This is a genomic window from Blautia sp. MCC283 (assembly GCF_018785565.1).
Taxonomy (GTDB): domain Bacteria; phylum Bacillota; class Clostridia; order Lachnospirales; family Lachnospiraceae; genus Blautia_A.
In genome coordinates, this window is the sequence record NZ_WQQB01000015.1 from 1 (window position 1) to 23,249 (window position 23,249).

Below are 23,249 nucleotides of genomic sequence, written 5' to 3' on the forward strand. Positions count from 1 at the left end.
AAATAACACCCCTTTTTCTTTTATTTTACTAGAAAAGGGGTGTGTTCACAATTTATTTACTCATGCGTTTGTCGTGAAAATCACCCCGTCCCCACTCTAGGAAACGAAGTGATTACACTCATTTTTTTATATTTTATTCCACAATATCGGTAAAAATTTGCCAGTAGATTATTTAATCCGTTTCTGAATATCCTCAACGGATGGCAGTTGCTTTTCCAGATCATCTGGCAAACTGCTGGTTATTTTGTATTCACTCACACCAATTGGTTTCGAAATATCCTTGAGAGAATATTCCGCCACTACATTATTCTTACTTTTGCACAGAAGTAAACCAATAGACGGATTGTCCTGCTCTTTCTTTAAAATGCCATCTACAGCTGACAGATAGAAGTTTAACTGACCAGCATATTCCGGTTTGAAGTCGCCGGTTTTCAGTTCAATAACTACATAGCAGCGAAGGTTCAGATTATAAAACAGCAAATCAATGTAAAAATCATCGCCACCTATATTCAGATGATATTGATTTCCCAGAAATGCAAAGCCTGTTCCAAGTTCCAAAAGCAGTTTCGTGACATCACGAACCAATGCCTGCTCAATATCTCGTTCAAGCATATCTTCACGAAAAGGAATGAAATCAAAGACATATGGGTCTTTCATGGTCTGCACTGCAAGTTCACTCTGTGGAGATGGCAAACGATGTTCAAAATTCGTAACCTTGTCCGCCAGAACCTGTCGTTGGTATAATTTACTTTCAATTTGATGGACAAGAATATTTCGAGACCAGCCATTTTCTGCTGACTTTTTTATATACCATTTGCGTTCATCCATATCAGCGACCTTATCCAGAAGAACAATATTGTGCCCCCATGGAATTTGTGCAACAACCTGTTGCACAAATCTCGATCTGAATAAGTCTCAGCGAATTTTGCCATATACTTCAAATTACGAACAGAATACCCTTTGCTTTCTGGAAAAGTTATTCGAATATCTGCGGCAAGATTATCAATAAACTTATTTCCCCATGATTTATGTTCATTGATAACGCAGCCAATATCATAATAAAGGAGTAACATATCTGTATTCACATGAATCGCCGCATGGTATTGTGCAGCAATAATTTCACGTTTAATATTTTCAACAATGGAAAGATATTCCGGTGTATTCATTAGCATATGCATCGCCTCACTTTCCTATAACTCTTGTTTTTAGTTTATTTACATCATCAAACATTTCAAACTCTACGCCAGTGGATCAAAATCAGTGGAAGCAGAATTATTCAGTTTCGCAATCCATTCTTTTGCCAGAAGTGTTGTTGGTGTTTCTCCTGCAAATGGATTATTTCCAAGAGCTTTAATATAAGCGCTGTCTTTGGCAAAAATATCTCTTGGCTCCATTCCTTCTTTTTTAAAGAGCATGTTCAATTTTTTTGATATAAACTGACGTGAAAATTTTCGTTTTTCATTTACTGCCTGATCATAAAAGGCCGGAAGCAACAGAATCATAAAACGTAAACCCGCTATCTTAGAAAAAGCTCCCAGTTCTTTATCCCTCTCTGCTATTTTTGCTCCAACTGCATCTTCCCAACCTGTCAGATATTCCGAGATCATCTGAAGCATTTTATCATCTTCCAGCGGTATCCCTGCGATGTTAATTACATCAGATTTATCAAGAATCGTAATAACCTGCTGCGCTTTGAAACCGCCCGTTATTTTCTCCGCCCCCATAATAATACGTCCTTTAAGAGGCGAACATGTTTCTGTATTCAAAAGAGCTACAACTGGATGATATACTCTTTCTTTTCCTGACAGCAACCCGAGTTTTTCCCGAAACCACATCAGAAGATTGGATGCTACCTTTTCCTGTTTTTCATTTGTGTTTTTAAAAATAATTCGTTTATCTCTTGTAGTTGGTTTTATGTACATTTCAAAGGTAAGCTCAAATACATCATCATCCGCCAGTCTTTTATATTCCGGCAAAAAAGAAAACAATCTGTGCTGTCCGTCCATGATATCAAAGGAATCCTTAAATTTTGCAAATTCCGCATCTGTTTCCGGAAATTCCATATAATATAAATTTTTCACAGGACTTTCTTTTACTGGATGGACCGTAAGATTATCATTCGTTGTTCCTATAACAATAGATGTTGATAAAGAGCCATTTCCACTTACAAATGTTGCAATCTCTTCCAGTCTTTTGGGGTTAACCGGTCTCTGCGCCTCCTGTTCAACCTTCATCTCAACTTTCGTCGCCAGTCTTACCAAATCTCTGGGGTCTGCTTTTCCCACATATCTTTTTAAATTATGCTGAGTAACCTGAAATAAATATACTTTTCTCATCTGTATTCCTCCAATACTGCAAAACATTAATTACGTTGATCTATATATGTATTATATCAATTTCAGATCAAAAATCAAGATCTATTTTTTAGATCTAAACTGTCAAATAAAAAATCCAGCGATATATGATTATAATGTTCATAACATCACTGGATAAATCTCAACTATAATTCATTTAGGATTTTTTATCCCACATCAAACCCAAATTCCACCCATCCATTTCCCCACTCTCCACGGATCAGGTAGATCATATCTTTCTGTACATCTTTTACTATATAATTTCCATCTTTTTCTTCTACTTCCGCTTCTGCTCCTGCGCCTGGATCGCTTTCTCCGGAAAGTTCTGCCGGAAATGCGGTTGCTATTACTTTTTCTGGTTTTGTGTCGAAATACAGTTCCATATCTGTAGTCCCGTCCACATTCATAACCGGGAGGTCTGGCCACTGAGTGACTGCTGCACTGTCTGCCGTTTTATTCTGTTCAACCCCATCTTTATCTGCATAGCTCCAGCTGTATCCTCCGCGCGTGGCTGCTGCGCTGACTTCACCATAAGATGCACGGTATCCTATGTTCAGATACGGCAGTTCCCCGGGATCTTTTTCCGGCCAGAATTCATCGAGAATGTCCTGATACTGGTCGGCATCGGATGCTTTTCCTTCTTTGACAACTTTGATCTTTGTTACACCTGGATACTGGCCAGGATAGGATTCCAACATGATCTCGTCGCCGTAGATTGCTACGATATCGCCCCGGTTCAGGTCTTCCTCGGAGATTTTTTTTCCGTTTTTATCCTGGATATTATCGGGCATTGTCACGGTAAAAACATTTCCTGTTCCCTCTCCTACCATCAGGTGACCGTCTTCTCCCGCCGGGATATACATGGCTTCTATAGGCTTCGCTGATGAAGATTCCTGACATCCCACAAGCATACTTCCCGCCGCGATCACAATCGCTGTTAAACAACATTTCCATTTTTTCATAATTACGCACTCCTCTTTGCAGCTGATCTTTATCGCTGTTATTTACCATCCTTTAAATACTGAAATCTGATATGCTCCAATGTTTTCCGGATCTTCCAGCGCTTTCTTTCTCCATGAATTCGGGGAAAGTCCGGTGATCTTTTTAAAATTCCGCATAAAGGTAGATAAAACCGTGTATCCGACCTGCTCGGATACACTCTCCACTGAACAGTTTCCTTTCATCAGAAGTTCACAGGCTTTATTGATCCGCACCAGATTCAGATATTCAAGGGGTGTTGTATTGGTATGTTCCAGAAAGATCCTCCTCATATGCGTTTCACTTAACTCACAGCATTTGGCAAGATCCTTCGCCATAATATTTTCCATATAGTGCAGTTCCATATAATTTATCAGTTTCCGAATATAATCCATTGTATCCGAGAGCGGGGTTTCTTCCATTTTTTCCTGCCCCAGCCGGTCAAAAAACAGCAAAAGGTTCAGTGCAAGAGCCGGAATCGCATACTTGTAATTTGGCCTTTTACACTGTTCTTCCTCTATGATCATCTGCATCAGTTCTGCCGCTCTTTTATTGTTTTTTTGATCCAGCGCAAAAACTTTCTGCTCCAGGTTCTTTTTTAATTTTACGTACTTTTCCGGCACATCTGCAAAACATTTTTTCAAAATAGTATCGGAATCAACAAACAGATATTCCCACTTCTGCTTCTCATCTGCCTTTTTCTGCTCCGGACATGTCCTGTGCGGAATGTTATGAGGAATGAATGTAATGGTGCCGGCATCATAAGTAAGTTCTCGATCCGCGAGCTGCACCGTTCCCTTTCCATAATGGCAATAACCGATCTCCAGATAATTATGAAAATGCATATTGTCTGTCCCGTAAATAGTTTCCCACTTTTCCCCGGTAAGCACCAGAACAGGAATATCCCGAGAAATTTCATAATAACGATATTCTGCTTTCTGCATTTATTGTCTCCATATTCTGTAAAAATTCTCTTATGTGTTCCTTTTATTTTATTAGAATCTCTGCGGAATAGCAACGATATTTTATACAGATACTCTTCTTCTCTTGAAACCCTTATATTTTCATGCTAATATATCCAATTAGACAAAAAATATAAAAATAATAAATGGAGGAAGTATGAATCAAAAAAGTACATCTGCTCCCATAGCAGAAAACAAAATGGGCACCATGCCCGTAGGGAAACTTGTACTGAACATGTCTCTGCCAATGATGATCTCTATGTTGGTACAGGCATTGTACAATATTGTGGACAGTGTTTTCGTTGCCATGCTGTCTGAAAATGCTCTGACTGCGGTTTCCATGGCCTTTCCGCTGCAGACACTTCTGATCGCGGTAGGTGCCGGTACCGGTGTCGGTATGAACGCACTGCTTTCCAAATCCCTTGGAGAAAAAAAATTCGAAAAAGCCAACCGCACAGCCAGCAACGCTGCTTTCCTGTACGGCTTAAGTTACCTGGTTTTCCTGGTTCTTGGAGCTACGGTTGTAAAACCATTTTACGCCAGTCAGGTACATAACGCAGATCCTGAGATCCTTAAATTTGGAATCGAATATCTCAGCACAGTTATGATGTTCTCCTTTGGTCTGCTTGGACAGTTTTTCTTTGAGCGTCTGCTCACATCCACAGGAAAAACAATCTTCAGCATGACTTCCCAGCTGTGCGGAGCAGTCACCAACATCATCCTTGACCCGATCCTGATCTTTGGTCTTCTCGGTGTTCCGAAAATGGGAGTTACCGGAGCTGCCGTGGCTACCGTGATCGGACAGTGTGTAGCCTGCATCGTTGCCGGAACCTGCAATCATAAATTTAATCATGAAGTACGGCTCAGTTTTAAGGGCTTCCGTCCTGATCTTAAGATCATCAGCCATATTTACGCAGTAGGTATTCCCTCGATCATCATGCAGTCCATCAGTTCCATCATGACCTACTGCATGAATCTGATCCTGATACAGTTCACAGTTACCGCAACTGCGGTATTTGGCGTTTATTTCAAATTACAGAGTTTTTTCTTCATGCCTGTATTTGGGCTTAACAACGGTATTACACCGATCATTGCCTACAATTATGGGGCACGCCATAGAAAGCGTATGCTTAAAACTGTCAAAGTCAGCATGTTCATTGCATTCTGTTTTACATTTATCGGTTTCCTTGCCTTCGAATTCATTCCGAAAACACTGCTGGAACTGTTCAGCGCTTCCAGTGATATGCTTGCCATCGGTATTCCCGCACTTCGGATCATTGGTATCCATTACCTGATCGCATGGTTCTGTATCATTGCAGGAACTGTATTCCAGGCACTTGGAAAAGCTATATACAGTATGATCGTATCCATCATGCGTCAGCTTTTTGTCCTGGTACCTGCCGCTTATATCCTTGCTTCCATCGGCGGACTTCACGCAGTGTGGTGGGCATTCCCCATTGCGGAAATTATCTCTCTGATCGTATCTGTAGCTTTTCTGGTTGTCATAAACAGAACGATCATTCAGAAAATCACGGAAGCATAAGAACTTCAAAGCAGATATTAACCTTCCGATTTATGTAAAAAAGACAGAAGATTTCCTGTTTTCCCTGCCGGATATCTTCTGTCTTCTTTTTATTCTGTTATTTATAGATTCGGTATCCGTTCCTTCCGGAACGTTTTACCTGATAAAGAGCAAGATCTGCCTTCTGATACAGTTCCATAAAAGTATCCCCGTCCTGCGGTGCAAAAGCAATGCCCGCGCTTAAAGTAAACGTATGACCTTCCATTCCATCCATATGGATTTCACGAATTTTTTCCTGAAGACTTTTTACCCTGTTTTCCATATTTTGACGGGAGCCAATGTTATAAAGTAAAATCACAAATTCATCGCCCCCGATGCGTCCGATCACATCCTGCTCCCGGAACTGTTTTTTCAGAAAATTTCCCAGCATCTCCAGAACTTTATCTCCCATAGCATGCCCATAAACATCATTAACCTCTTTAAAATGATCCATATCCAGGATCAAAAAGCCATGAAAACTGTCGGGATCTTTTTTCCGTAGTATTTCATCAATCATATTCTGTGTATTCTCTTTATTATAAACACCTGTCAAAGCATCGGTCTGTGCAGACCGGATCAACGCTGCCTTTTCTTTATTATTGCGCACTATGATATACAAAACCAGCATTGCTACCAAAATGCAGAAAGCTCCCATAAATATCAGTTCATATCTGGAAATAAAATCATATACCTGCTGGGCATTTTTTACAGGAACTGTGTAGCAGATCATCCAGTCATTGTATCCAATCGGCATATATGCCAGATAACAGACTTCTTCTTTTCTTTCGCCCAGGCTGAGCTTTACCAGTCCATTGTCACCCTTTTTGAAATCCACCTGCATATCCTGGAGCGTATGTTTTCCTCTGAGATTTTTCTCTCCATAATACTCAAAAAGATTGGTTCCATACGTAATCTCCGTACTGGAAGCAGATCCACTGTCAAATGCAATGATCTCTCCATCACTGGTGACCAGAAAACTGTTTCCGGCTCCGTCAAAAAGATCATCAAACAACATATGGCTCAGTGCGGTAACATTACAGGAACCGCCAAGAACTCCAATCACCTTATCATTTTTGTATACAGGCACTCCAAGCACAACTCTCACTTCGTAGTCAACACTGCTTTCCAGCGGATCACTGAGAGTCTGTTTTCCGCTTATTGCCTCTTTGAAATATCTTCTGTGCGAAACATTCTTGGTAGCTCCATTATCATAATACGCATCCCCATTTTTGTCGATGAGCGCTACCCGTTCCAGATCTGTTTTCTCATAGATGGACACCAGACGTTCTTTATTTTCTTCGGAAAAAAGTTCTTCTGACTTTCCTACTGCAGAGGCAATTTCATTCAGATACTGATAATTGATATCCAGAATCGTCCACAGATGCTCTCTCTGTCTTTCCACATTGGTCTTTAAAGTTTTCTGAGAATTCACCTGCACAGATCTCTGCACGCACCCAAAGAAAATCAAAATTCCTGCCACAACCGCCAGGACAAAAACACTGGTTGCAGTAACATAATTCTTCAGTTCAAAGTGACTCTTTTTCATACGTTTTCTCCTGTTTTTGCCTTTTTATATTGCATGCTTTTATTTTACCATGAATTTTTATTTTTCTCATCTATCATTTAAAGGTCAGACCAATAGCCTTCAAAGTTACTCTGTCTATTCTATAGTATTTTCGGCTTTTTCCTTGGCCTGGTGCAAAGGATTTTCCTATGCATACCCAACTGACCGTGCCGCATGCAGGAGCTCACTGATCTGCTCTTTGGAAATTATAACAAAAAAACTGCATCTTCCAATCCTGAGATTAAAAAATGCAGATTTTTTTCAGCAGTATCTGATTACTGTTTTGCCCCTTTTCTGGCCTCACGCCTGGATTCCATATTGGAGACTACAATAGTACAAGCTGCATCGCCTGTAATGTTGACGGTAGTACGTCCCATGTCAAAGATACGGTCAACACCTGCAACAAGTGCAATACCATCCACCGGAAGTCCCACAGATGTAAGAACCATTGCCAGCATGATCATACCCGCTCCGGGCACGCCGGCAGTTCCGATGGAAGCCAGTGTTGCGGTAAGAACAATAGTCAGCATCTGCGGAAGTGTAAGGGAAATACCATAGCAGGATGCAATAAAGATTGCACAGACACCCTGGTAGATCGCAGTTCCATCCATATTGATCGTTGCGCCCAGTGGAAGTACAAAAGATGCAACTTCTCTTTTTGCTCCAAGCTTTTCTGTACATTCCAGGTTGATCGGAAGGGTTCCCACAGAAGAAGCACTGGAAAACGCAAACATAATGGCAGGAAGCATTCCCTTGAGAAATTTTGCAGGGCTTAATCCGCCCATGGTCTTAACAATAAGAGAATACACAACAAGCATATGGACAATATAACAGATATATGCGGCCAGAAGTACCATTGCAAGAGATCCGATGATCGTCGGACCGTTTGCCGCAATGACCGGGCACAGCAGGCAGAACACACCGATGGGTGACAGCTTCAGGATCATTTCCATGCATTTCATAAAAATCTCATTAAGATCATTAAACGCATTTACTACCCGGATATTTTTTTCTCCTACCAGGATAATGGCAAAACCAAGAAGAATGGCCATCACAATGATCTGCAGCATATTTGCTTCTACCATGGGAGATACAAAGTTTGACGGGAAAATATTTACAATTGTATCCATAAAAGAAGTAGCCTCTGCTGCTTCATATGTCAGATCCGTAGTCGCTACCACCGGAAAAAGTCCTTTAAAAAGATTTCCGCCAGTAAGTCCTATGGTAACCGCAAAAGCAGTGGTACAAAGATAAAAGATAACGGTTTTCAGACCGATCGCACCAACCTTTTTGATATCACTCATGGAGATGATTCCACACATAATGGAAAAAAGCACGATTGGAACAACAATAAATTTAACGAGATTCAAAAATATGGTACCGAATGGTTTAATATAAGATTCGGCAAAATCCGCATGGCTCTGCATAAGCAGACCAGCAATGATGGCCAGTACAAGCGCAATAAAGATCTGCATGGCCAGAGACAGTTTTTTCTTTTCTTTCATTTGATCTTCCCCCTGTTTTTTATACAAAAAAAGACACTGCTCCCATCGCAGTGTCTTCATTGACGACTCATTATAACATGATCCGACTGTAAAAACAACGATATTTTATTTATTTCTCTTTTCACTTACAATCAGCGGAACAATTTCCCCTTTTTTCACATCCACCAGGCCCCGGTCTGTCAGTTTCAGTGCCGGACTTACCGGTAAGCCCAGAGTGCCCACAGACATGATCGGATTATTATGCACATAGCCCAGATCCACAAGGCTTTTTCTTACCGCTTTCAGTGCAAGGCCGTTTTCCTCGATGGATTTCTCAGAAAGAAGCCCACATACCGGAAGTGCAAGCTCAGAAAGGATCTCTCCGTCTTTCACTGTCAGAAATTCACCCCTGCTGCGATGGGCATGCTTACCCCTTCATTGGTGATCATAGATGCAATGATCCCAACGCTTCCAAGTCCCGGTGCCAGAGCAAATGGACGATTGGTAAACAATGCCATTGCACAGCTGGTCACAATGATCAGAAGGATCATAACCGTCAGCGTCGTATGTTTGTCATAGCCGGCACCTGCCAGAATGTTGGGAATCGTGGCAAGTACGTATGCCATAGTTACAAAGGTTGTCAGACCTGCCAGAAGTTCTGTTTTTATATCTGTATTGAACTCAGACAGTCTGAACTGTTTTTCCAGCCAGTTTTTCATTTGTTTTTCCCCCTTGATATGATGATAGAAAGTATTGTAAAATACCCATATCAGGAAGTCAAATTCATATTATACATAAAAATTATGCCAAAATGGAATAGTCGGAGGAGTCTATGAATTACCATGAACTGCAGTATATTCTCTGCATCGCAAAACATCAGAACCTTACAAAAGCTGCTCAGGAGCTTTATATTTCTCAGCCAACCTTAACCAAACATCTCCAGAAACTGGAGCGGGAAATGGGAACCAAACTGTTCAGCCGAAGTGGAAACAGCTATACGCCTACCTTCGCAGGCCGCAAATACATGGAATATGCCCGAAAGATCCTGCAGATACGGCAGGACTGGGAAAAAGAACTGAAAGATCTTACAGAAAATAATGAAGGGGAACTGAACGTAGCTTTCCCTCTGATGAGGAGTACCTGTATGGTTCCTCAGATCATGACCTCTTTTTTTCAAAAATATCCCAAAGTAAAGGTTAATATCCTGGAAGAAGCCTATTCCATCCAGGAAAAACTTCTTCTTAACGATCAGCTTGATTTCGGCATTTTTAACGAGGTTCATGAACACCCCAAGCTGGAATATGAGCTTCTGAAAAAGGAAGAGATCCTTCTGATCATGCCGCCGGATCATCCCCTTGCATCTGCCGGCAAGGCATCCACTCACAGCACATACCCGAAACTTGATCTCTCCCTTCTGGCAGAAGAGCCTTTTATCCTGCATTTTCCGGAACAGACCACCGGACAGCTTTCACTGGAAGCTTTGAAAGCTGCCCATATCAAACCCTACGTACCCATCCAGAGCCGCAACACAGAAACCTGTGTCAAGCTCTGCATGCAGGGACTTGGTATGTGCTTCACTCCAGAAACCTATGTCCGAAATATGGACCTCCCTGTAAAACCAGCCTGCTTTTCCATTGGTGAAGATGGCGTTTTCAGCACACTGACTATTGCATACCGAAGAGGTACCTATCTTCCTCAGTATGCCAGGGATTTTATCTGTACTGCAAGGGAGGTGTTGTAGGATTAAGTAAGTATTTCTCTGTAAAAAGGCTCCCACCGCCTGCCATGCTCTGTGAAGTATTGATGTCAGCTCCATATTTCCTGACCAGCTATCTTGATTTTTATTTTTCAACATGGATATTTTTATCTGGTTTCAGTGAAAATATTTTTATAACCGCCATTCTATAGTATTTTCCGGTTTTTTCCTTGGTCTGGCGCAGGTTTTTTCCTCTGCATAGCCCACGGCCAGTGCCGCATAAAGTTCTCCATTCAGCCATTCGCTCAGCTCTTTCTGTGCAAAAAATGTATCACAGATCCACAGGCTTCCAAGACCAAGTTCTGTAGCGGTAAGTGTCATATTTTCAATGGCTGCACCTATGGACTGTGCATTGCAGATTTCCGATACACGTTCATCCATAGTCAGTATCTTATCAAAGGATGCCGCAATTTCATTTACAACAAAAATAACCACCGGAGCCTGTCTCATGATCTGAAGAGTATGCTCCGCACCGGTTATATATGGGCTGCTGTCTGGAAACCGGCATGTCTTTGTATTTTCGGATACTTCTTCTGTTTTTGATCGCTTCCTGCATTTTTTGCCTCCTGATTTTTTTCCCTGTAGTTTTAACCAAATCAAGTAAGTCCCCTGCTTCAATTGCGAAAAGCAATAAGCAGTGGGTGGGGACTTGCTTGTATCAGGATGAGCGCAAGCTCCTCCTGATAAACTGCGGAGCAGTTATTTGGTTATGAGCAAGTAGCGAAGCGGATTGCGAATATCCGCTTGACTTTTCCATCTTCACATAATCGAAGAGAACGAATGAAAGAAAGGAAGTTTTGTCGCATCGCAAAACTCCCCTCACTCTACATCCACACCATGTTTCTGGCAAGATTCATCATGGTCTGCATTCCTTCTTCATCCTGCGGTGCTTCCTCTCCATACAAACCATGCACCATGTTCCAGTATGTAGAACCAGCAACCGGCATCTGTGCAATTCCGAAATATTTATTCAAACCATCCAGCGCTGCAGTTGTTCCGCCTCTTCTTAGGATATATGGTCCAAAACATGCAAAAACTTTTTTCCTTAATTTGATATAAAACTGAATATCTGAATAGAAATATTCCATTTTATTTGTTAATAACTAAGACTTCCCATACCTAAAATGGGATTCGCACCTTGAAAATTCAATATTTCAGCTAACAAAATAGCAATTTATGCCGCTACAGCCTTGGGATGGAGTGCATTTCGCAGATATTCCGGCAGTCTTGCTTCAAAATCAGTGGTAAAAGCAGTCAGTTGTTCATCACTGAGCTTTAAATTTTCTTGAAGGCTCGCCATTAAGGAATCCATTAGGATGCCAAGTGATCTGTTGAAAGTAATGTCTGCCATTTCATCAACAAGGAAGAAGAACAGTTCCCCAAGAGTTCGCTGATCTTCATTTTGTCTCTGTTCCATTGCAAGTAACATATATCTGGTAAACACAATGGCCACATGGGCTGTCAGTGCATCATAAGATAAACTATGGCATTCTCCAATCAGGTTCAGCATGGATTTACAGGTCTTGAAGAAAACCTCGATCTGCCAGCGTTTCCCATAAATACGGATGATCTCTTCTTCGGAAAGAGTAGTATCTGTACAGATAAAGGCAAGCCAATCCCTGCGATTTGCTTTGTTCCTTACGCAAACAATTTTTGCAGGAATTGGATTTTCTTTTCCTACCATAACATCAACAGAAAGCAGATACTTTGATCTGCCGCGGCGTTTTTTATTCCGGGAATAGATCTCTTTGATATTCAGCTGTTCACCACAGTACAAATATTTAATCCGGCTGCTTTTCTTGATCATGGCAATCACATCCATACCTCTTGAGTGAATGTCTGTGACCTGTGCCGGGTTGGAAAACCAGGAATCAAACAGGATATAATCCGCTTTCAGTCCTGCACTGATGGCAGTATCCAACAGTGTCATCATTACTTCCGGTGCTTTTGTCTGAGCAAGTTTGCGTCTTTTGCCTGCAAGGGTTCTGTTATCAAAGGTCTTTACCGGGCCAATGATATTTGTATCTTTTGCGGATGCCAACAGACAGCTGTTAACAGGAATCAATGTATTTCCATCACTCCAGCTTAAAGTAAGCACTCGGAAGCCTTTTTTGAAATGCATATCCGTGTGGTCAAAAACTCTTGATCCCCGTTCTGTTTTCTTACAGCTTGTGCGATTAAAAAGACTGTCATCAATGATGAATACATTTTTTCTTTCTTGGTTTGTCAGATCACGAATGTCATTATTCACGATATCTGCTGCAAGAAGAGAAGTAAAACGGAGCCAGTTTGTTTTTGTAGAATTAAGGAAGCGATAGAAAGTGTTTTTAGAAAACTGTTCCTTAAAAGAGCCGGTTCGTTGCTGCATATACATACTTCTTCCGATAAAAATGTTACTGAGCTTGTAACGAAGCAGGGAAACAGGTGAAACACCTTTTTCTTTCATTCCGTTGCATTTAGCAAGAAGTTTGCCGACATGATGTTTGGAAAAAAATCTTTGAACACAGTCGATTAAGTCGTTCTCATCGAAATGGTTTTGTGGTATACTGGACATGGCATAAATCTCCTTTGTAAAGATGGTTTCTAGTCAACTCCATTATACCAAAGTGAACAGATTTATGCCTTTTTTATTGGCTGAAATATTGAATTTTCAAGGTTCAACACACCGCATCGGTGTGGGAAGTTTTAGTCATATATTTTTATGTATTTTCTTATTCTGTGGTTCCGACCAATATACCAAAATCATATATCTTCATAACCTTTCATTTGTAATATCGTCCATATAATTGATAACATGTTCCATATCACGCGCCGCATCCACCTGCAGTTTTTCACAGATTAAGAAAATAAATGAAAGAAAGGAAGTTTTGTCGCATCACAAAACTCCCCCCACTCTTTTATCTTTGGTTATCTTCTCGTCTGATAAAATTCGTACATGCTTCTGTCTCTGTCGCAGGATAAGGCACCCCTTCTTTCTTTCCAAGGGCAAAACATCTCATCATCCATACCATATTTCTGGCAAGATTCCGCATGGTCTGCATTCCTTCTTCATCCTGCGGTGCTTCCTCTCCATACAGACCATGCACCATGTTCCAGTATGTAGAACCAGCAACCGGCATCTGTGCAATTCCGAAATATTTATTCAGACCATCCAGCGCTGCAGTTGTTCCGCCTCTTCTTGCAACAGCTACCGCTGCTCCCGGTTTAAATTTAAAGACATCATAAACTTCATCACCCCCTGCACTGTAAAACGCCCGGTCCAGGAAATCATAAATCCTTCCACTGGGATGTGCAAAATACACCGGCGTTGCAAAAACAAAACCATCAGCAGATTTCGCCTTTTCTACAAAATCATTCACACCGTCATCTTTAAACACGCACTTTCCTGTTTTCTGACAGACATTACACTGCAGACAATCCGCAATCGGCTTTCCGCCCACCTGAATCACTTCCGTTTCTACGTTCTCTGCGTGAAATACTTTTTCCATTTCTTTGATTGCTGCCATTGTGGTTCCGTTGGGGTGGCTGCTTCCGTTTAGTAGTATTACTTTCATGTGAATACCCTCCTCTTTATTTTACAAAAAATTTTACAATTTCCCTTTTAATTCAATTGAAACATGTCCATGGCCTCCTCCTGGGATATATGGTCCAAAACATGCAAAAACTTTTTTCCCGGGTTTGATATAAAACTGAATATTTTCTAAACTTCTTTTTATAATTTATATGCTATCTCATCTTAACATTAAATCTACTGTCCCATTCCAATCTTCCCAATCAACTCCACATCCGCCGGCAACCAGTCTACTTTATCCAACTCGTTCTTCTTTAGCCATTTCGCATCTTCAGCTTCTTTCAGTACCAGATTGCCTTTTATCACCTCACACCAGAAGCAGTCCATGGACAGATGAAAGGTTGGATAGTCATATTCTATTGTATCAATCAGTTCTCCAACAGAAATTTCTGTATCCAGTTCTTCCATGATTTCTCGTTTCAGGGATTCCTGGGGTGTTTCTCCTTCTTCTATCTTTCCACCCGGAAATTCCCAGCCGTCTTTGAATTCTCCGTATCCCCGCTGAGTTGCAAAAATAATATCTTCACCATTTTTATTTACTGCTTTGATAACTGCCGCTACTACTTTTATTGTTTTCATACTATTTATTTTCTCCTGTTATAATTTTGCTTTCTAAATATCTGAGCAAATCTTCTCTAACCGCATAATGCATTTTCATTGTCACTTTTGTAATGTCCCTTAAATTTCCGTTATTGTCTTTTTTCTTATCACCGATGATATTTATAATGTCGAATGTCCCCATATAATAAAAACTGGTTTCTGCATCACTTTTCTTAATAAAAAGATGCCGTCTCTTTGCTTCTACAACATCTTTCATATAACCACTTTCCGGCCCTTTGCCAATCTGAGAATCCCATTTAAAAATCATATTATCAACAAACATGTCTGCATAATCCGGCTTTCTATCTGCATATAATTTATCTTCATTTTCTGCTCCAACTTTGTGATATGTTACAAAAATGAAAACATCTTCACCAATTCGTTTCATACCGTACATCGTTGATGATAAGTCTTTTTCACAATTCATCAAAAAACTTACATCTCGCCGAGAATATTTTTCATATAAAACAAATTTACTATCCTTTGCATAGCTGTATTTGTTTTTATATCTCTTTAGCCCTACCAAGACAATATCTTTCATCTGTTTACGAAATTCTGCATGACTTAACCGTTGCGTATAACTATACATTCTTTCCAGCATATCGTCTGTATTGGTTTTCACAATTTCAATATTTGCAAATTTCTCATATTCTTCTTTATTGCTTACAAAATGTCCTTCAAGAACATAAATCGCATTATCCCAAGCATTTTCATTTTCAATCAAATATTCCTGTTTCATTTTTTCCACAAATGTTTCTTTGGTGATACTCTCTTTTTCAAATAAATCTTTTAATATTTCCAATTCATAAGGTCTTACACCACTTAATACAGTTTTACAAAGATATTCTAATGTTACCTTCTCCTGTTCAGAAATTACCCCTTTGTAAATTTGAGGTTCTACGATACAAAGAAAATCCTGGTATGTTTTGTATTCTCGTATAAGTACCAGTGGATCAATTTCACCATTTTCATAAAAGTCCAGTAAATATGGAATTCTGCCCAAACGATTTTTCAGCATCATATAATTCTCGCGAATAATAGCTCTTATTCCTCGGATTTTATCAATAGAATGAAATATTCTTTCTTTAGAAATTTCATCAAAATGAATCGTTGAAGATCCTGGTATGATATTATTTCCACTAATCATATATTTTCGGATCGTGTCAGAATTGTAACTTCTGTCTCCATATAATGCAATCGGGATCATAAAGTTATTCCGATAATTTCCGATAAAATCCAAAATCACCACAACAACACATTAGCTTCATCGATTCGGCTGCAAAAAATCAAACCTTTTACACGTTCTCCGCTATGGCCAAAATATTCCGCCTGCTTCATAACATGTTCTACACGTTCATCCGATGTCAGATATCTGAAACTTTCCATTTTTTCTGTTGCTGATTTTCCCGCGTCTGAGATAACCTTCAGATCTGTAATCCCAAAATAATGAAATGTACATAACAGATCCTCTTCCATTGCATCCTGTAAACGAATCTCATAGGCAATCTGATGATTAAAGATTTCATAGATATTTCTGCCTTCCAGATTATCATCTCGTTTATCCGGTGTCGCTGTCATACCTAGCCATAACTTTGGAGTAAAATATTCCATTACTTTTTTGTAGCTGTTTGCAGAGCTGTGATGTGCTTCATCGATCACAATCGCATCAAACGCATTCCTGTCATATTTTTTCAAAACTTCTTCTTTGCTCAAGGTCTGAATTGTTGCAAAAACATAGGCAGCTTCATAATCCTGATGTTTCCCTGTAACCATTCCCATAGAAATATTTTTATCAAATACTTTCTTATAAGATTCCAGTGCCTGCTTTGCGATCTGGCCTCTGTGAACAAGAAACAGTACTCGTTTATATCCAAGTTCTCTCATGGCAAAAGCTGATGCATATGTTTTTCCCGTCCCTGTAGCAGAAATCAACAATGCCCGTTTCTCACCAGCTTCTACAATTTTCTGAAGATTTGTGATAAATCCAACCTGCATGGAATTCGGCTGCAGACGATATTTTTCTATTGATGTAATTTCTTCACTTCGAGCAAGTTTTCGCTGTTTTTTTATGAGTTCGTATCTCTTTTTATAGTTTTCGTAAAACTCATCAAAATCCAGTGCATACTTACTATTCCAAAGTTCATAAAATTCATCTACTACACTTTTTGACATTTCACCCTGGCTGGTGGATACAATTCGTGTATTCCATTCCCGGTTTGTAGTAAGTGCTGTTTTTGTTATATTGGAGCTTCCTATGATGATCCTGTAGATTTCTGCTTTCCGAAAAATATATCCCTTTGTATGAAATCCTTCTCCGGATTTGTCTACATCATACATTTTCAGCGTTATATTAGAAAGCGCATTCAGCGTTTTCAGAGCTTCCGGTTCACTGAAACTTAAGTAATTGGTTGTAAGAATTTCACCTTTTATCCCTTTCTCTTCCAGCTCCTGCAAAATCTGCAATAAGGGTGTAATTCCGCCCATTGTAATAAATGCAACACTGATCTGAAACTGATCGCATGTCATCAATTCATCCTCTATTGATGACAGCACCTTTTTCCCCTGTTTATAATCGTTTGAGATAAACTGTGGTTTATATGCCAGATTTGATGTACTTGTTTTATCTATGTATGCGGTTTCAAATCCATTACGTAATTCCTGAAGTTTTTCCTGCATTCCCATTCGTACTATTTCCAATCCTGTTTTTAATGAATGTTTATTGCCAATATCGATTTTTATAATTATACCATTGTTCTGTCCCTATTTGTTTTGCAATTGTTGATCTTACAAATATTTTCTCCCATACACCACAAAAATCCCTTCCCGCACCGCACATCCACATCCTGGAAATGATTCCCCTTATTCCATTCCAGCACACACTCTATCTTCTCGCTGTTTTTATAACAGCTATCCATTTCCCGGATGTTCTGCCCGACCTGGCGCATTGCTGCATTCCGGGTTCTCTCTTCACGGTCTCCCAGGCTGAGATATACCCTTTTCGTTTGTATCTGTTTTGTTTTCATATATTCCAGCCATCCTGGAAACCAGACCGACGGAGACATTCCGGCTGCTGCCGCAAATTTGACAGCGCAGCTTTCCTGGTAAGCGCTCCACAGGGCAAACAGTCCCGCAAGGGAATATCCTCCCAGGATCACCGGAATATCTTTTATATTTTCTTCTAATCCATATCGTCTTCCAATCTCCGGTATCAGCATTTTTTCTATAAATGCCAATGTCTCTCCGGCACCTTTCCCAAAGTCCTCTTTTCTAAATACCGCCGGAGCACACCAGGGTGACAGATCCTGATTCCAGTCTTTTACCAGAAACGAAACCAGCAGAAAACTTTTTTCCGTGTGCTCTGTCATAAACCGGATCTGCTGATCCAGCATCTGTGAGTGTGGTTCGTTAACCGGCTGGAGCAGAAGATATTGCGGATTTTTCTTTCCATATGCAATGCATGTAATTTCGTTGATCTCAAAAATATTTTTTTCCATAATCATTTTCTCACGATACATAATATCCAATCTTATCTCTGGCCATCCGGTACTGTTCCAGGGACATGACAACCTTTCCTTTTCGGGTATCAATAAGGCCGTCTTCTTTCAGTTTTGTGATGGTTCGGTTGATGGTTTTTACAGTCATGCCCAGTTCTTCCCGGATTCCTTCTCTCGTTTTCCGAAGGATAACTTCTCCCTTCTTCTCGATATTGTGGGTGGAAGCAAATTTCAGCATATAGTCCAGAAACAGGAATGTAGGAGGATAAAATAATCTGGCACCCCGGTTATAGGAGGAGCGATAGAGTTTGTATGCAATCTTGTGGGCTACCAGCCGCAGAAGATGGATATCCTGGGCGATCCACATCTCAAAATCCTCCCTGGAGATCATAAACACCACACATTCGGTCAGTGTTTCAATGGATACGGATGTGAGCGGTTTTTCCGCAAGAATGGTAACTTCGCCGATAAAATCAATTGCTTCATTTTTTTCGATCATAAATACATTTCCATTCTCAAATTCATTGATCACCCGGTGGTCTCCACTGCATACGATTCCGAAATAATCCAGGGGATAATCTTTCTGATGGATGATGGTCCCAGGCGGAAATTTCCGGATGGTGTAACGGGTTTTCAATTCTTCCGGCATGTTTTTAAAGTAGGTTTCTGCCTCCGGATAGGTTTCGATCAGTTCTTCCAGTGTCATTTCGCGTCTCCTGATACAGGCAGATTACATGGGATCATCTGCCGTTTTTCATAAAACAGATATTTTTTTCCTTCTGCCTGTTTTCTAAATCCCCTGACATAAGAATGGTCATATTATATCATGGTATTCTCATAATTTTACAAATTTTTCTAAAAAAGTACCTTTTGTCCTTTTTTTGCCTTTCCAAAAGCGTACAATCCTCACCGTGAAGAGTTCAGATGAGCATCGTTATTTACATATTGATCTGCTTTGTCCAAAGCTCTGCACCGGATTTCCACAGATGGTATCCGAAACACTTTACTGGCAGTTTTTTGCATCCAACCAGTTGCTTATCACAGATGGGAGCCCCGAAAAACTGTCTCTAAACACAGGGAGGAAAGAAATGAAGCAACAGGACTTTATGTATTCAGGCCTTGGCGAGCGCCTGAAAAAAGAATGGAAAATCTATCTCGCCGCACTGATCTTTATCATAATTGCTGATTCCATAGGACAGATCAAGATTCCCCTGGGACCAGGAACTTTGATCTTGTTTCCTATTTTTTATTCTATTTTTCTTGGTATCCTTTCAGGGCCTCAGATTCTGAAGACATTCAAAAAGCCTGAGGTAAAGGCTGCATCCAAACTTGTTATTGTATGTATCTGTCCTTTTATCGCCAAGCTTGGCATTAACGCAGGTGCAAGCATTGAGACTGTGATCTCCGCAGGTCCGGCACTTCTCCTTCAGGAGTTCGGAAACCTGGGAACCATCTTTTTATCACTGCCGATCGCACTGCTCCTTGGCCTGAAACGTGAGGCTGTAGGCGCCTGCCATTCTATCAACCGTGAAACAAACCTTGCTCTGATGCAGGATGTTTTCGGCCCGGATTCTGCTGAAGCCCGGGGAAGCCTTTCCATTTATATCATCGGTGGAATGGTTGGAACTATCTTCTTTGGATTCATGGCAACTGTGATTGCCTCCACCGGTATCTTCCATCCATATTCTCTTGGTATGGCTTCCGGTGTTGGTGCCGGTATCATGATGGCAACAGCTACTGCTACCTTATCGGAAATGTTCCCTGCAATGGCCGATCAGATCAGTGCACTTGCAAGTGCCAGTGAAACCATTTCCGGTATTGACGGAATTTACATGGCTCTGTTTGTAGGTATTCCACTGTGCAACTGGCTTTATGCAAAACTGGAACCCAAGCTTGGCCCCATCCATGACAAACTGACTGGAAAAGGAAGAAAAGGAGAGAAATAACAATGAGATATATTGAGTGGGCTGTAATGTTTCTTGTGGCAGGCATCGGAATCGCCCTTGCCAACTTTGTAGGATTTCAGGTAAACTTTATGGATTCTGTCCCAGGCATCCTGATCCTTCTTGCGATCTCTTTTGTATCCGTAGTGATCAGTAAGCTGGTACCTTTTAAATTGCCGGTGATCGCTTACTGTTCTCTTATCGGACTTCTTGTGGCAAGCCCGTTATGTCCGGCACGTGAGTTTGTGATCGAAGCTGCCGGAAAGATCAATTTCACCGCACCGCTGACTATGGTTGGCGCTTATGCCGGAATCTCCATCAGCGACCAGCTGAAAGAATTTGCAAAACAGGGATGGAAAATGCTTCTCATCGCGGCTCTGGTCATGATCGGAACTTTTACCTGTTCTGCCATCATCGCCCAGATTGTTCTTTCCATGACGCATGTGATCTAACAGATCTGACCAGATCAGGTATGTCCCCTGTGAGATCACAAAAACACGAAACAGCGTGATGAACTTTCTTGTAACTGTCTTCAAGCCGGCTGGTGTATTTTCACTGACCGGCTGTTTTTTCCTGTCACCCAAAACAAAGATTTCAAAAATCAGCTTTAATCTGAGAGGTAAACATGAACGAAAAAACAACTTGTGATATCTTAATCCGCAACACTTCCATCCTGGATGAAAACTTCCAGATCCGGCGCAATATTTTCATCGCCATTCAGAACGGAATCATTCTTTCCATCACTGAAAAAGAACCTTCCGGTCTTACAGTCACAAAAATCATCGACGGGAAAGATCTCCTGTGGATGCCAGGTCTTGTGGATGGCCATATGCATACCGGACAGCAGCTTCTCAAAGGTGCGGTTCTAGATGAACTGCCTATGATCTGGACCAGGATCATGCTGCCTTTTGAGAGCACTCTGACTCCGGAAAAAATGCGCCTCAGTGCCAGCCTTGCAGCCCTTGAGATGATCAAAAACGGAACGACCGGTTTTGTGGACGCCGGAAGCTATTTTATGGAAGAAGCCGCCAGAATTTATCTGACTTCCGGTCTTCGTGGCGCACTTTCCCATTCTTCCATGGATCAGGGAAATTTTCCGGATTCCATCCGCCAGACCACAGAGGAAGTTCTTGCATCGGAAGACCGGCTTTTTGATGAATTTCATGGAAAGGGTAATCTGAAGGTATTCTATTCTTTACGGGCACTGATGAACTGTTCCCCTGCACTTATCAAAGCCACTGCCGGGCGAGCCACAGAGCGGAATACTTTTTTCCAGGCTCATATGAACGAATACGCAGGGGAAGTGAATTATACTCTGGAAAAATACCAGATGCGCCCTGTGGAATATCTGGATTCCCTTGGAGTCCTGAATGAAAATTTTCTTTCTGCACACAGCATCATGTTGTCCGCCCACGAGCGTTCTCTTCTTGCAGAAAATCAGGTAAAAGTTGTTCATTGTCCTTTCAGCAACTGCGGAAAAGGTGTACCGGATACTCCTTCTCTTCTGGAGCAGGGAGTCTGCACCGGCCTCGGCACTGACGGAGCCGCCCACGGAGGCCTAAGTCTCTGGAATGAAATGAAGATCTTCCGCTCTGTTATGAATGCTTTCTGGGGAGCAAAAAATGCTGATCCCGCTGTAATGCCTGCAAAAACCATCCTGAAAATGGCCTCCGAAAACGGTGCACACCTTCTCGGCGAAGAAAAATCCGGTGTATTAAAAGAAGGGTTCAAAGCAGATCTGATCTCCATCAACTGGCGCCAGCCTCATCTTCTTGCCACAAACAATCCGGTAAATACACTTCTGGAATGTGTCTGCGGAAATGATGTGTCTGACAGCATTGTAAACGGAAAGCTTCTGATGCGAAACCGCCAGGTCCTGACCCTGGATGAAGAAAAGATCCTTTGGCAGGCAGAAAAATATTTTACTTCCGGGGAGGTGTCTGAATGAGTTCTTTAACCATCCTGACTCTCGCGATCATCGCAGCCGCAAATATGGCAGTCGGCGGATGCATCGGAATCTGTGGAATTGCCGGTTTTCTGCTTCCCATGCTGTATACCGGCGGACTGGGCTTTGATGTGACCTATGCGCTGGCACTCAGTTTTCTTGCGTTTCTGGTGTCCGGCATCATTGGTTCTTTCAATTATTACAAAGCCGGAAATCTGGAGGTACGGATGTCCCTGAAACTTGGTATCGGCAGCCTCATCGGAGCCATTGCCGGTGTGTTCCTCCAGTCCATGATCGAGAAATCCACAGCAAAAACCATCCTTTATCTGGTGGTACTGTTTTCCGGTGCTTCCATTCTGGTCCGGATGTGGAATGAAAAACGGAAAGCGGATTCTGTCTCTGCAAAGAAAGTTATTTCCGATGGAAAAAAATCAGCATCTTCTAATCCTTCCCATCCAAAATCTATTGCAGACCATATGGGATTCCTGATTTTCCTCGGAATCACAACCGGAGCGATCTGTTCTCTCTCCGGTGCAGGCGGCCCGGTACTTGTGATGCCTCTTCTGGTAGCATGCGGAGTGTCCGCAAGGATTGCCGTCGGTGTGGCACTTTTTGATTCTGTGTTTATTGCCATTCCTGCATGTATCGGCTATCTTTCCAGAATTACCTGGACAGAAATCCTGGGACTTCTGGTGCTGATCGTTCTGACTCACGGAATTGGCGTATGGCTTGGAAGCCGGTTTGCAGGAAAAGTTCCGGTTCAGGGTCTGAAAATATTTGTAGCCGTTTTCTCTGTCTGCATCGCAATTTATATGCTGGCATAAAATACTGTAAATTATCTTTTTTTGTTGCATCATTCTAAAAATTCCTGTATAATCAACATAATCATTACAACAAAAGAGCGTAACGTACAAGGGCGTACAGCACATATTTTCATATGTCTGCACGCCCTTGTGTTATTTCTGCAGTCTTCCGATGATCACTTTCTCCATCACAGCATAAGGTATCTTTTTCATACCTGCCGACCTTAGAGCTTC

General features: G+C 41.3%; 20 protein-coding genes and 3 pseudogenes. 6 read left to right on the plus strand and 17 right to left on the minus strand.

Annotated elements, in window-relative coordinates; genetic code table 11:
- Positions 1-168: 168 nt before the first annotated feature.
- From GPK81_RS18640 to GPK81_RS04260, 5 genes and pseudogenes are all read right to left on the minus strand, one after another.
- The gene (locus tag GPK81_RS18640) at positions 169-657 is read right to left on the minus strand and encodes a PDDEXK nuclease domain-containing protein (RefSeq protein WP_442860741.1); all 489 of its coding nucleotides are present in this window, start codon (positions 655-657) and stop codon (positions 169-171) included.
- 135 nt (positions 658-792) lie between these two features.
- Positions 793-1,178, minus strand: a pseudogene (locus GPK81_RS18645) (DUF1016 N-terminal domain-containing protein); the annotation flags it as partial.
- Positions 1,179-1,238: 60 nt separating this feature from the next.
- Positions 1,239-2,336 carry a DGQHR domain-containing protein gene (locus GPK81_RS04250; RefSeq protein WP_215706605.1) on the minus strand — a complete coding sequence of 366 codons (1,098 nt, stop codon included), beginning with the start codon at positions 2,334-2,336 and terminating at the stop codon, positions 1,239-1,241.
- A gap of 185 nt (positions 2,337-2,521) precedes the next feature.
- A complete protein-coding gene (locus GPK81_RS04255) occupies positions 2,522-3,316 on the minus strand; it encodes a hypothetical protein (RefSeq protein ID WP_118071602.1) in 795 nt (264 codons plus the stop codon).
- A gap of 42 nt (positions 3,317-3,358) precedes the next feature.
- The gene (locus GPK81_RS04260) at positions 3,359-4,276 is read right to left on the minus strand and encodes a helix-turn-helix domain-containing protein (RefSeq protein WP_174088732.1); all 918 of its coding nucleotides are present in this window, start codon (positions 4,274-4,276) and stop codon (positions 3,359-3,361) included.
- Between the two features lie 175 nt (positions 4,277-4,451).
- On the opposite strand from GPK81_RS04260, the gene GPK81_RS04265 reads away from it, so the two are divergent.
- The gene (locus tag GPK81_RS04265) at positions 4,452-5,837 is read left to right on the plus strand and encodes an MATE family efflux transporter (protein ID WP_021976867.1); all 1,386 of its coding nucleotides are present in this window, start codon (positions 4,452-4,454) and stop codon (positions 5,835-5,837) included.
- 97 nt (positions 5,838-5,934) lie between these two features.
- Here the strand turns inward: GPK81_RS04265 and GPK81_RS04270 are convergent, their stop codons facing one another.
- The 4 genes from GPK81_RS04270 to GPK81_RS04285 form a co-directional block, all read right to left on the minus strand.
- Positions 5,935-7,401: a sensor domain-containing diguanylate cyclase gene (locus GPK81_RS04270; protein WP_021976866.1), complete on the minus strand. Its 1,467-nt coding sequence runs from the start codon at positions 7,399-7,401 to the stop codon at positions 5,935-5,937.
- A 293-nt stretch (positions 7,402-7,694) separates the two neighbouring features.
- Entirely contained in the window at positions 7,695-8,924 is a 1,230-nt protein-coding gene (locus GPK81_RS04275) for a dicarboxylate/amino acid:cation symporter (protein WP_021976865.1), read from the minus strand.
- Between the two features lie 105 nt (positions 8,925-9,029).
- Positions 9,030-9,296 carry an adenine deaminase C-terminal domain-containing protein gene (locus tag GPK81_RS04280; protein WP_294421083.1) on the minus strand — a complete coding sequence of 89 codons (267 nt, stop codon included), beginning with the start codon at positions 9,294-9,296 and terminating at the stop codon, positions 9,030-9,032.
- A gap of 2 nt (positions 9,297-9,298) precedes the next feature.
- On the minus strand, positions 9,299-9,622 hold the full coding sequence (locus tag GPK81_RS04285) for a hypothetical protein (RefSeq protein ID WP_244096117.1): 324 nt from the start codon (positions 9,620-9,622) through the stop codon (positions 9,299-9,301).
- Positions 9,623-9,735: 113 nt separating this feature from the next.
- Between GPK81_RS04285 and GPK81_RS04290 the strand changes: the two genes are divergently transcribed.
- Positions 9,736-10,644, plus strand: a complete 909-nt coding sequence (locus tag GPK81_RS04290) for a LysR family transcriptional regulator (protein WP_215706606.1) — start codon at positions 9,736-9,738, stop codon at positions 10,642-10,644.
- Positions 10,645-10,791: 147 nt separating this feature from the next.
- Here GPK81_RS04290 and GPK81_RS04295 read toward each other — a convergent pair whose 3' ends face one another.
- The 8 genes and pseudogenes from GPK81_RS04295 to GPK81_RS04330 form a co-directional block, all read right to left on the minus strand.
- Positions 10,792-11,259: a nitroreductase family protein gene (locus GPK81_RS04295; protein WP_252196596.1), complete on the minus strand. Its 468-nt coding sequence runs from the start codon at positions 11,257-11,259 to the stop codon at positions 10,792-10,794.
- A 227-nt stretch (positions 11,260-11,486) separates the two neighbouring features.
- Positions 11,487-11,672 (minus strand): annotated as a pseudogene (locus GPK81_RS04300) (flavodoxin family protein); the annotation flags it as partial.
- A gap of 161 nt (positions 11,673-11,833) precedes the next feature.
- Positions 11,834-13,213 carry an IS4 family transposase gene (locus GPK81_RS04305; RefSeq protein WP_174087615.1) on the minus strand — a complete coding sequence of 460 codons (1,380 nt, stop codon included), beginning with the start codon at positions 13,211-13,213 and terminating at the stop codon, positions 11,834-11,836.
- 343 nt (positions 13,214-13,556) lie between these two features.
- Positions 13,557-14,213, minus strand: coding sequence for a flavodoxin family protein (locus GPK81_RS04310; protein WP_118071593.1), 657 nt, complete (start codon positions 14,211-14,213; stop codon positions 13,557-13,559).
- 194 nt (positions 14,214-14,407) lie between these two features.
- Positions 14,408-14,809, minus strand: coding sequence for a (deoxy)nucleoside triphosphate pyrophosphohydrolase (locus tag GPK81_RS04315; protein ID WP_215706607.1), 402 nt, complete (start codon positions 14,807-14,809; stop codon positions 14,408-14,410).
- A gap of 1 nt (position 14,810) precedes the next feature.
- Positions 14,811-17,506: pseudogene (locus GPK81_RS18650) on the minus strand (DEAD/DEAH box helicase).
- Positions 17,507-17,571: 65 nt separating this feature from the next.
- Positions 17,572-18,324, minus strand: a complete 753-nt coding sequence (locus tag GPK81_RS04325; protein ID WP_202031865.1) for an alpha/beta hydrolase-fold protein — start codon at positions 18,322-18,324, stop codon at positions 17,572-17,574.
- Between the two features lie 10 nt (positions 18,325-18,334).
- Positions 18,335-19,030 carry a Crp/Fnr family transcriptional regulator gene (locus tag GPK81_RS04330; RefSeq protein ID WP_118063021.1) on the minus strand — a complete coding sequence of 232 codons (696 nt, stop codon included), beginning with the start codon at positions 19,028-19,030 and terminating at the stop codon, positions 18,335-18,337.
- 382 nt (positions 19,031-19,412) lie between these two features.
- Here GPK81_RS04330 and GPK81_RS04335 point away from each other — a divergent pair, with 382 nt between their 5' ends.
- From GPK81_RS04335 to GPK81_RS04350, 4 genes are all read left to right on the plus strand, one after another.
- A complete protein-coding gene (locus GPK81_RS04335; protein ID WP_215706608.1) occupies positions 19,413-20,270 on the plus strand; it encodes a DUF3100 domain-containing protein in 858 nt (285 codons plus the stop codon).
- A gap of 2 nt (positions 20,271-20,272) precedes the next feature.
- Positions 20,273-20,719 (plus strand): hypothetical protein, encoded by a 447-nt coding sequence (locus GPK81_RS04340; protein WP_118063026.1) that lies wholly within the window; start codon positions 20,273-20,275, stop codon positions 20,717-20,719.
- Between the two features lie 173 nt (positions 20,720-20,892).
- Entirely contained in the window at positions 20,893-22,215 is a 1,323-nt protein-coding gene (locus GPK81_RS04345) for an amidohydrolase family protein (protein WP_215706609.1), read from the plus strand.
- Positions 22,212-23,036: a sulfite exporter TauE/SafE family protein gene (locus tag GPK81_RS04350; RefSeq protein ID WP_244832601.1), complete on the plus strand. Its 825-nt coding sequence runs from the start codon at positions 22,212-22,214 to the stop codon at positions 23,034-23,036. The genes GPK81_RS04345 and GPK81_RS04350 overlap by 4 nt, the downstream gene beginning before the upstream one ends.
- Positions 23,037-23,249 lie beyond the last annotated feature (213 nt).

Bases quoted from the DNA above. Each gene is read 5' to 3' on its own strand.
- GPK81_RS18640 (WP_442860741.1), bottom strand. From the start codon at position 657: ATGAAAGACCCATATGTCTTTGATTTCATTCCTTTTCGTGAAGATATG.
- GPK81_RS04250 (WP_215706605.1), bottom strand. From the start codon at position 2,336: ATGAGAAAAGTATATTTATTTCAGGTTACTCAGCATAATTTAAAAAGA.
- GPK81_RS04255 (WP_118071602.1), bottom strand. From the start codon at position 3,316: ATGAAAAAATGGAAATGTTGTTTAACAGCGATTGTGATCGCGGCGGGA.
- GPK81_RS04260 (WP_174088732.1), bottom strand. From the start codon at position 4,276: ATGCAGAAAGCAGAATATCGTTATTATGAAATTTCTCGGGATATTCCT.
- GPK81_RS04265 (WP_021976867.1), top strand. From the start codon at position 4,452: ATGAATCAAAAAAGTACATCTGCTCCCATAGCAGAAAACAAAATGGGC.
- GPK81_RS04270 (WP_021976866.1), bottom strand. From the start codon at position 7,401: ATGAAAAAGAGTCACTTTGAACTGAAGAATTATGTTACTGCAACCAGT.
- GPK81_RS04275 (WP_021976865.1), bottom strand. From the start codon at position 8,924: ATGAAAGAAAAGAAAAAACTGTCTCTGGCCATGCAGATCTTTATTGCG.
- GPK81_RS04285 (WP_244096117.1), bottom strand. From the start codon at position 9,622: ATGAAAAACTGGCTGGAAAAACAGTTCAGACTGTCTGAGTTCAATACA.
- GPK81_RS04290 (WP_215706606.1), top strand. From the start codon at position 9,736: ATGAATTACCATGAACTGCAGTATATTCTCTGCATCGCAAAACATCAG.
- GPK81_RS04305 (WP_174087615.1), bottom strand. From the start codon at position 13,213: ATGTCCAGTATACCACAAAACCATTTCGATGAGAACGACTTAATCGAC.
- GPK81_RS04310 (WP_118071593.1), bottom strand. From the start codon at position 14,213: ATGAAAGTAATACTACTAAACGGAAGCAGCCACCCCAACGGAACCACA.
- GPK81_RS04315 (WP_215706607.1), bottom strand. From the start codon at position 14,809: ATGAAAACAATAAAAGTAGTAGCGGCAGTTATCAAAGCAGTAAATAAA.
- GPK81_RS04325 (WP_202031865.1), bottom strand. From the start codon at position 18,324: ATGGAAAAAAATATTTTTGAGATCAACGAAATTACATGCATTGCATAT.
- GPK81_RS04330 (WP_118063021.1), bottom strand. From the start codon at position 19,030: ATGACACTGGAAGAACTGATCGAAACCTATCCGGAGGCAGAAACCTAC.
- GPK81_RS04335 (WP_215706608.1), top strand. From the start codon at position 19,413: ATGAAGCAACAGGACTTTATGTATTCAGGCCTTGGCGAGCGCCTGAAA.
- GPK81_RS04340 (WP_118063026.1), top strand. From the start codon at position 20,273: ATGAGATATATTGAGTGGGCTGTAATGTTTCTTGTGGCAGGCATCGGA.
- GPK81_RS04345 (WP_215706609.1), top strand. From the start codon at position 20,893: ATGAACGAAAAAACAACTTGTGATATCTTAATCCGCAACACTTCCATC.
- GPK81_RS04350 (WP_244832601.1), top strand. From the start codon at position 22,212: ATGAGTTCTTTAACCATCCTGACTCTCGCGATCATCGCAGCCGCAAAT.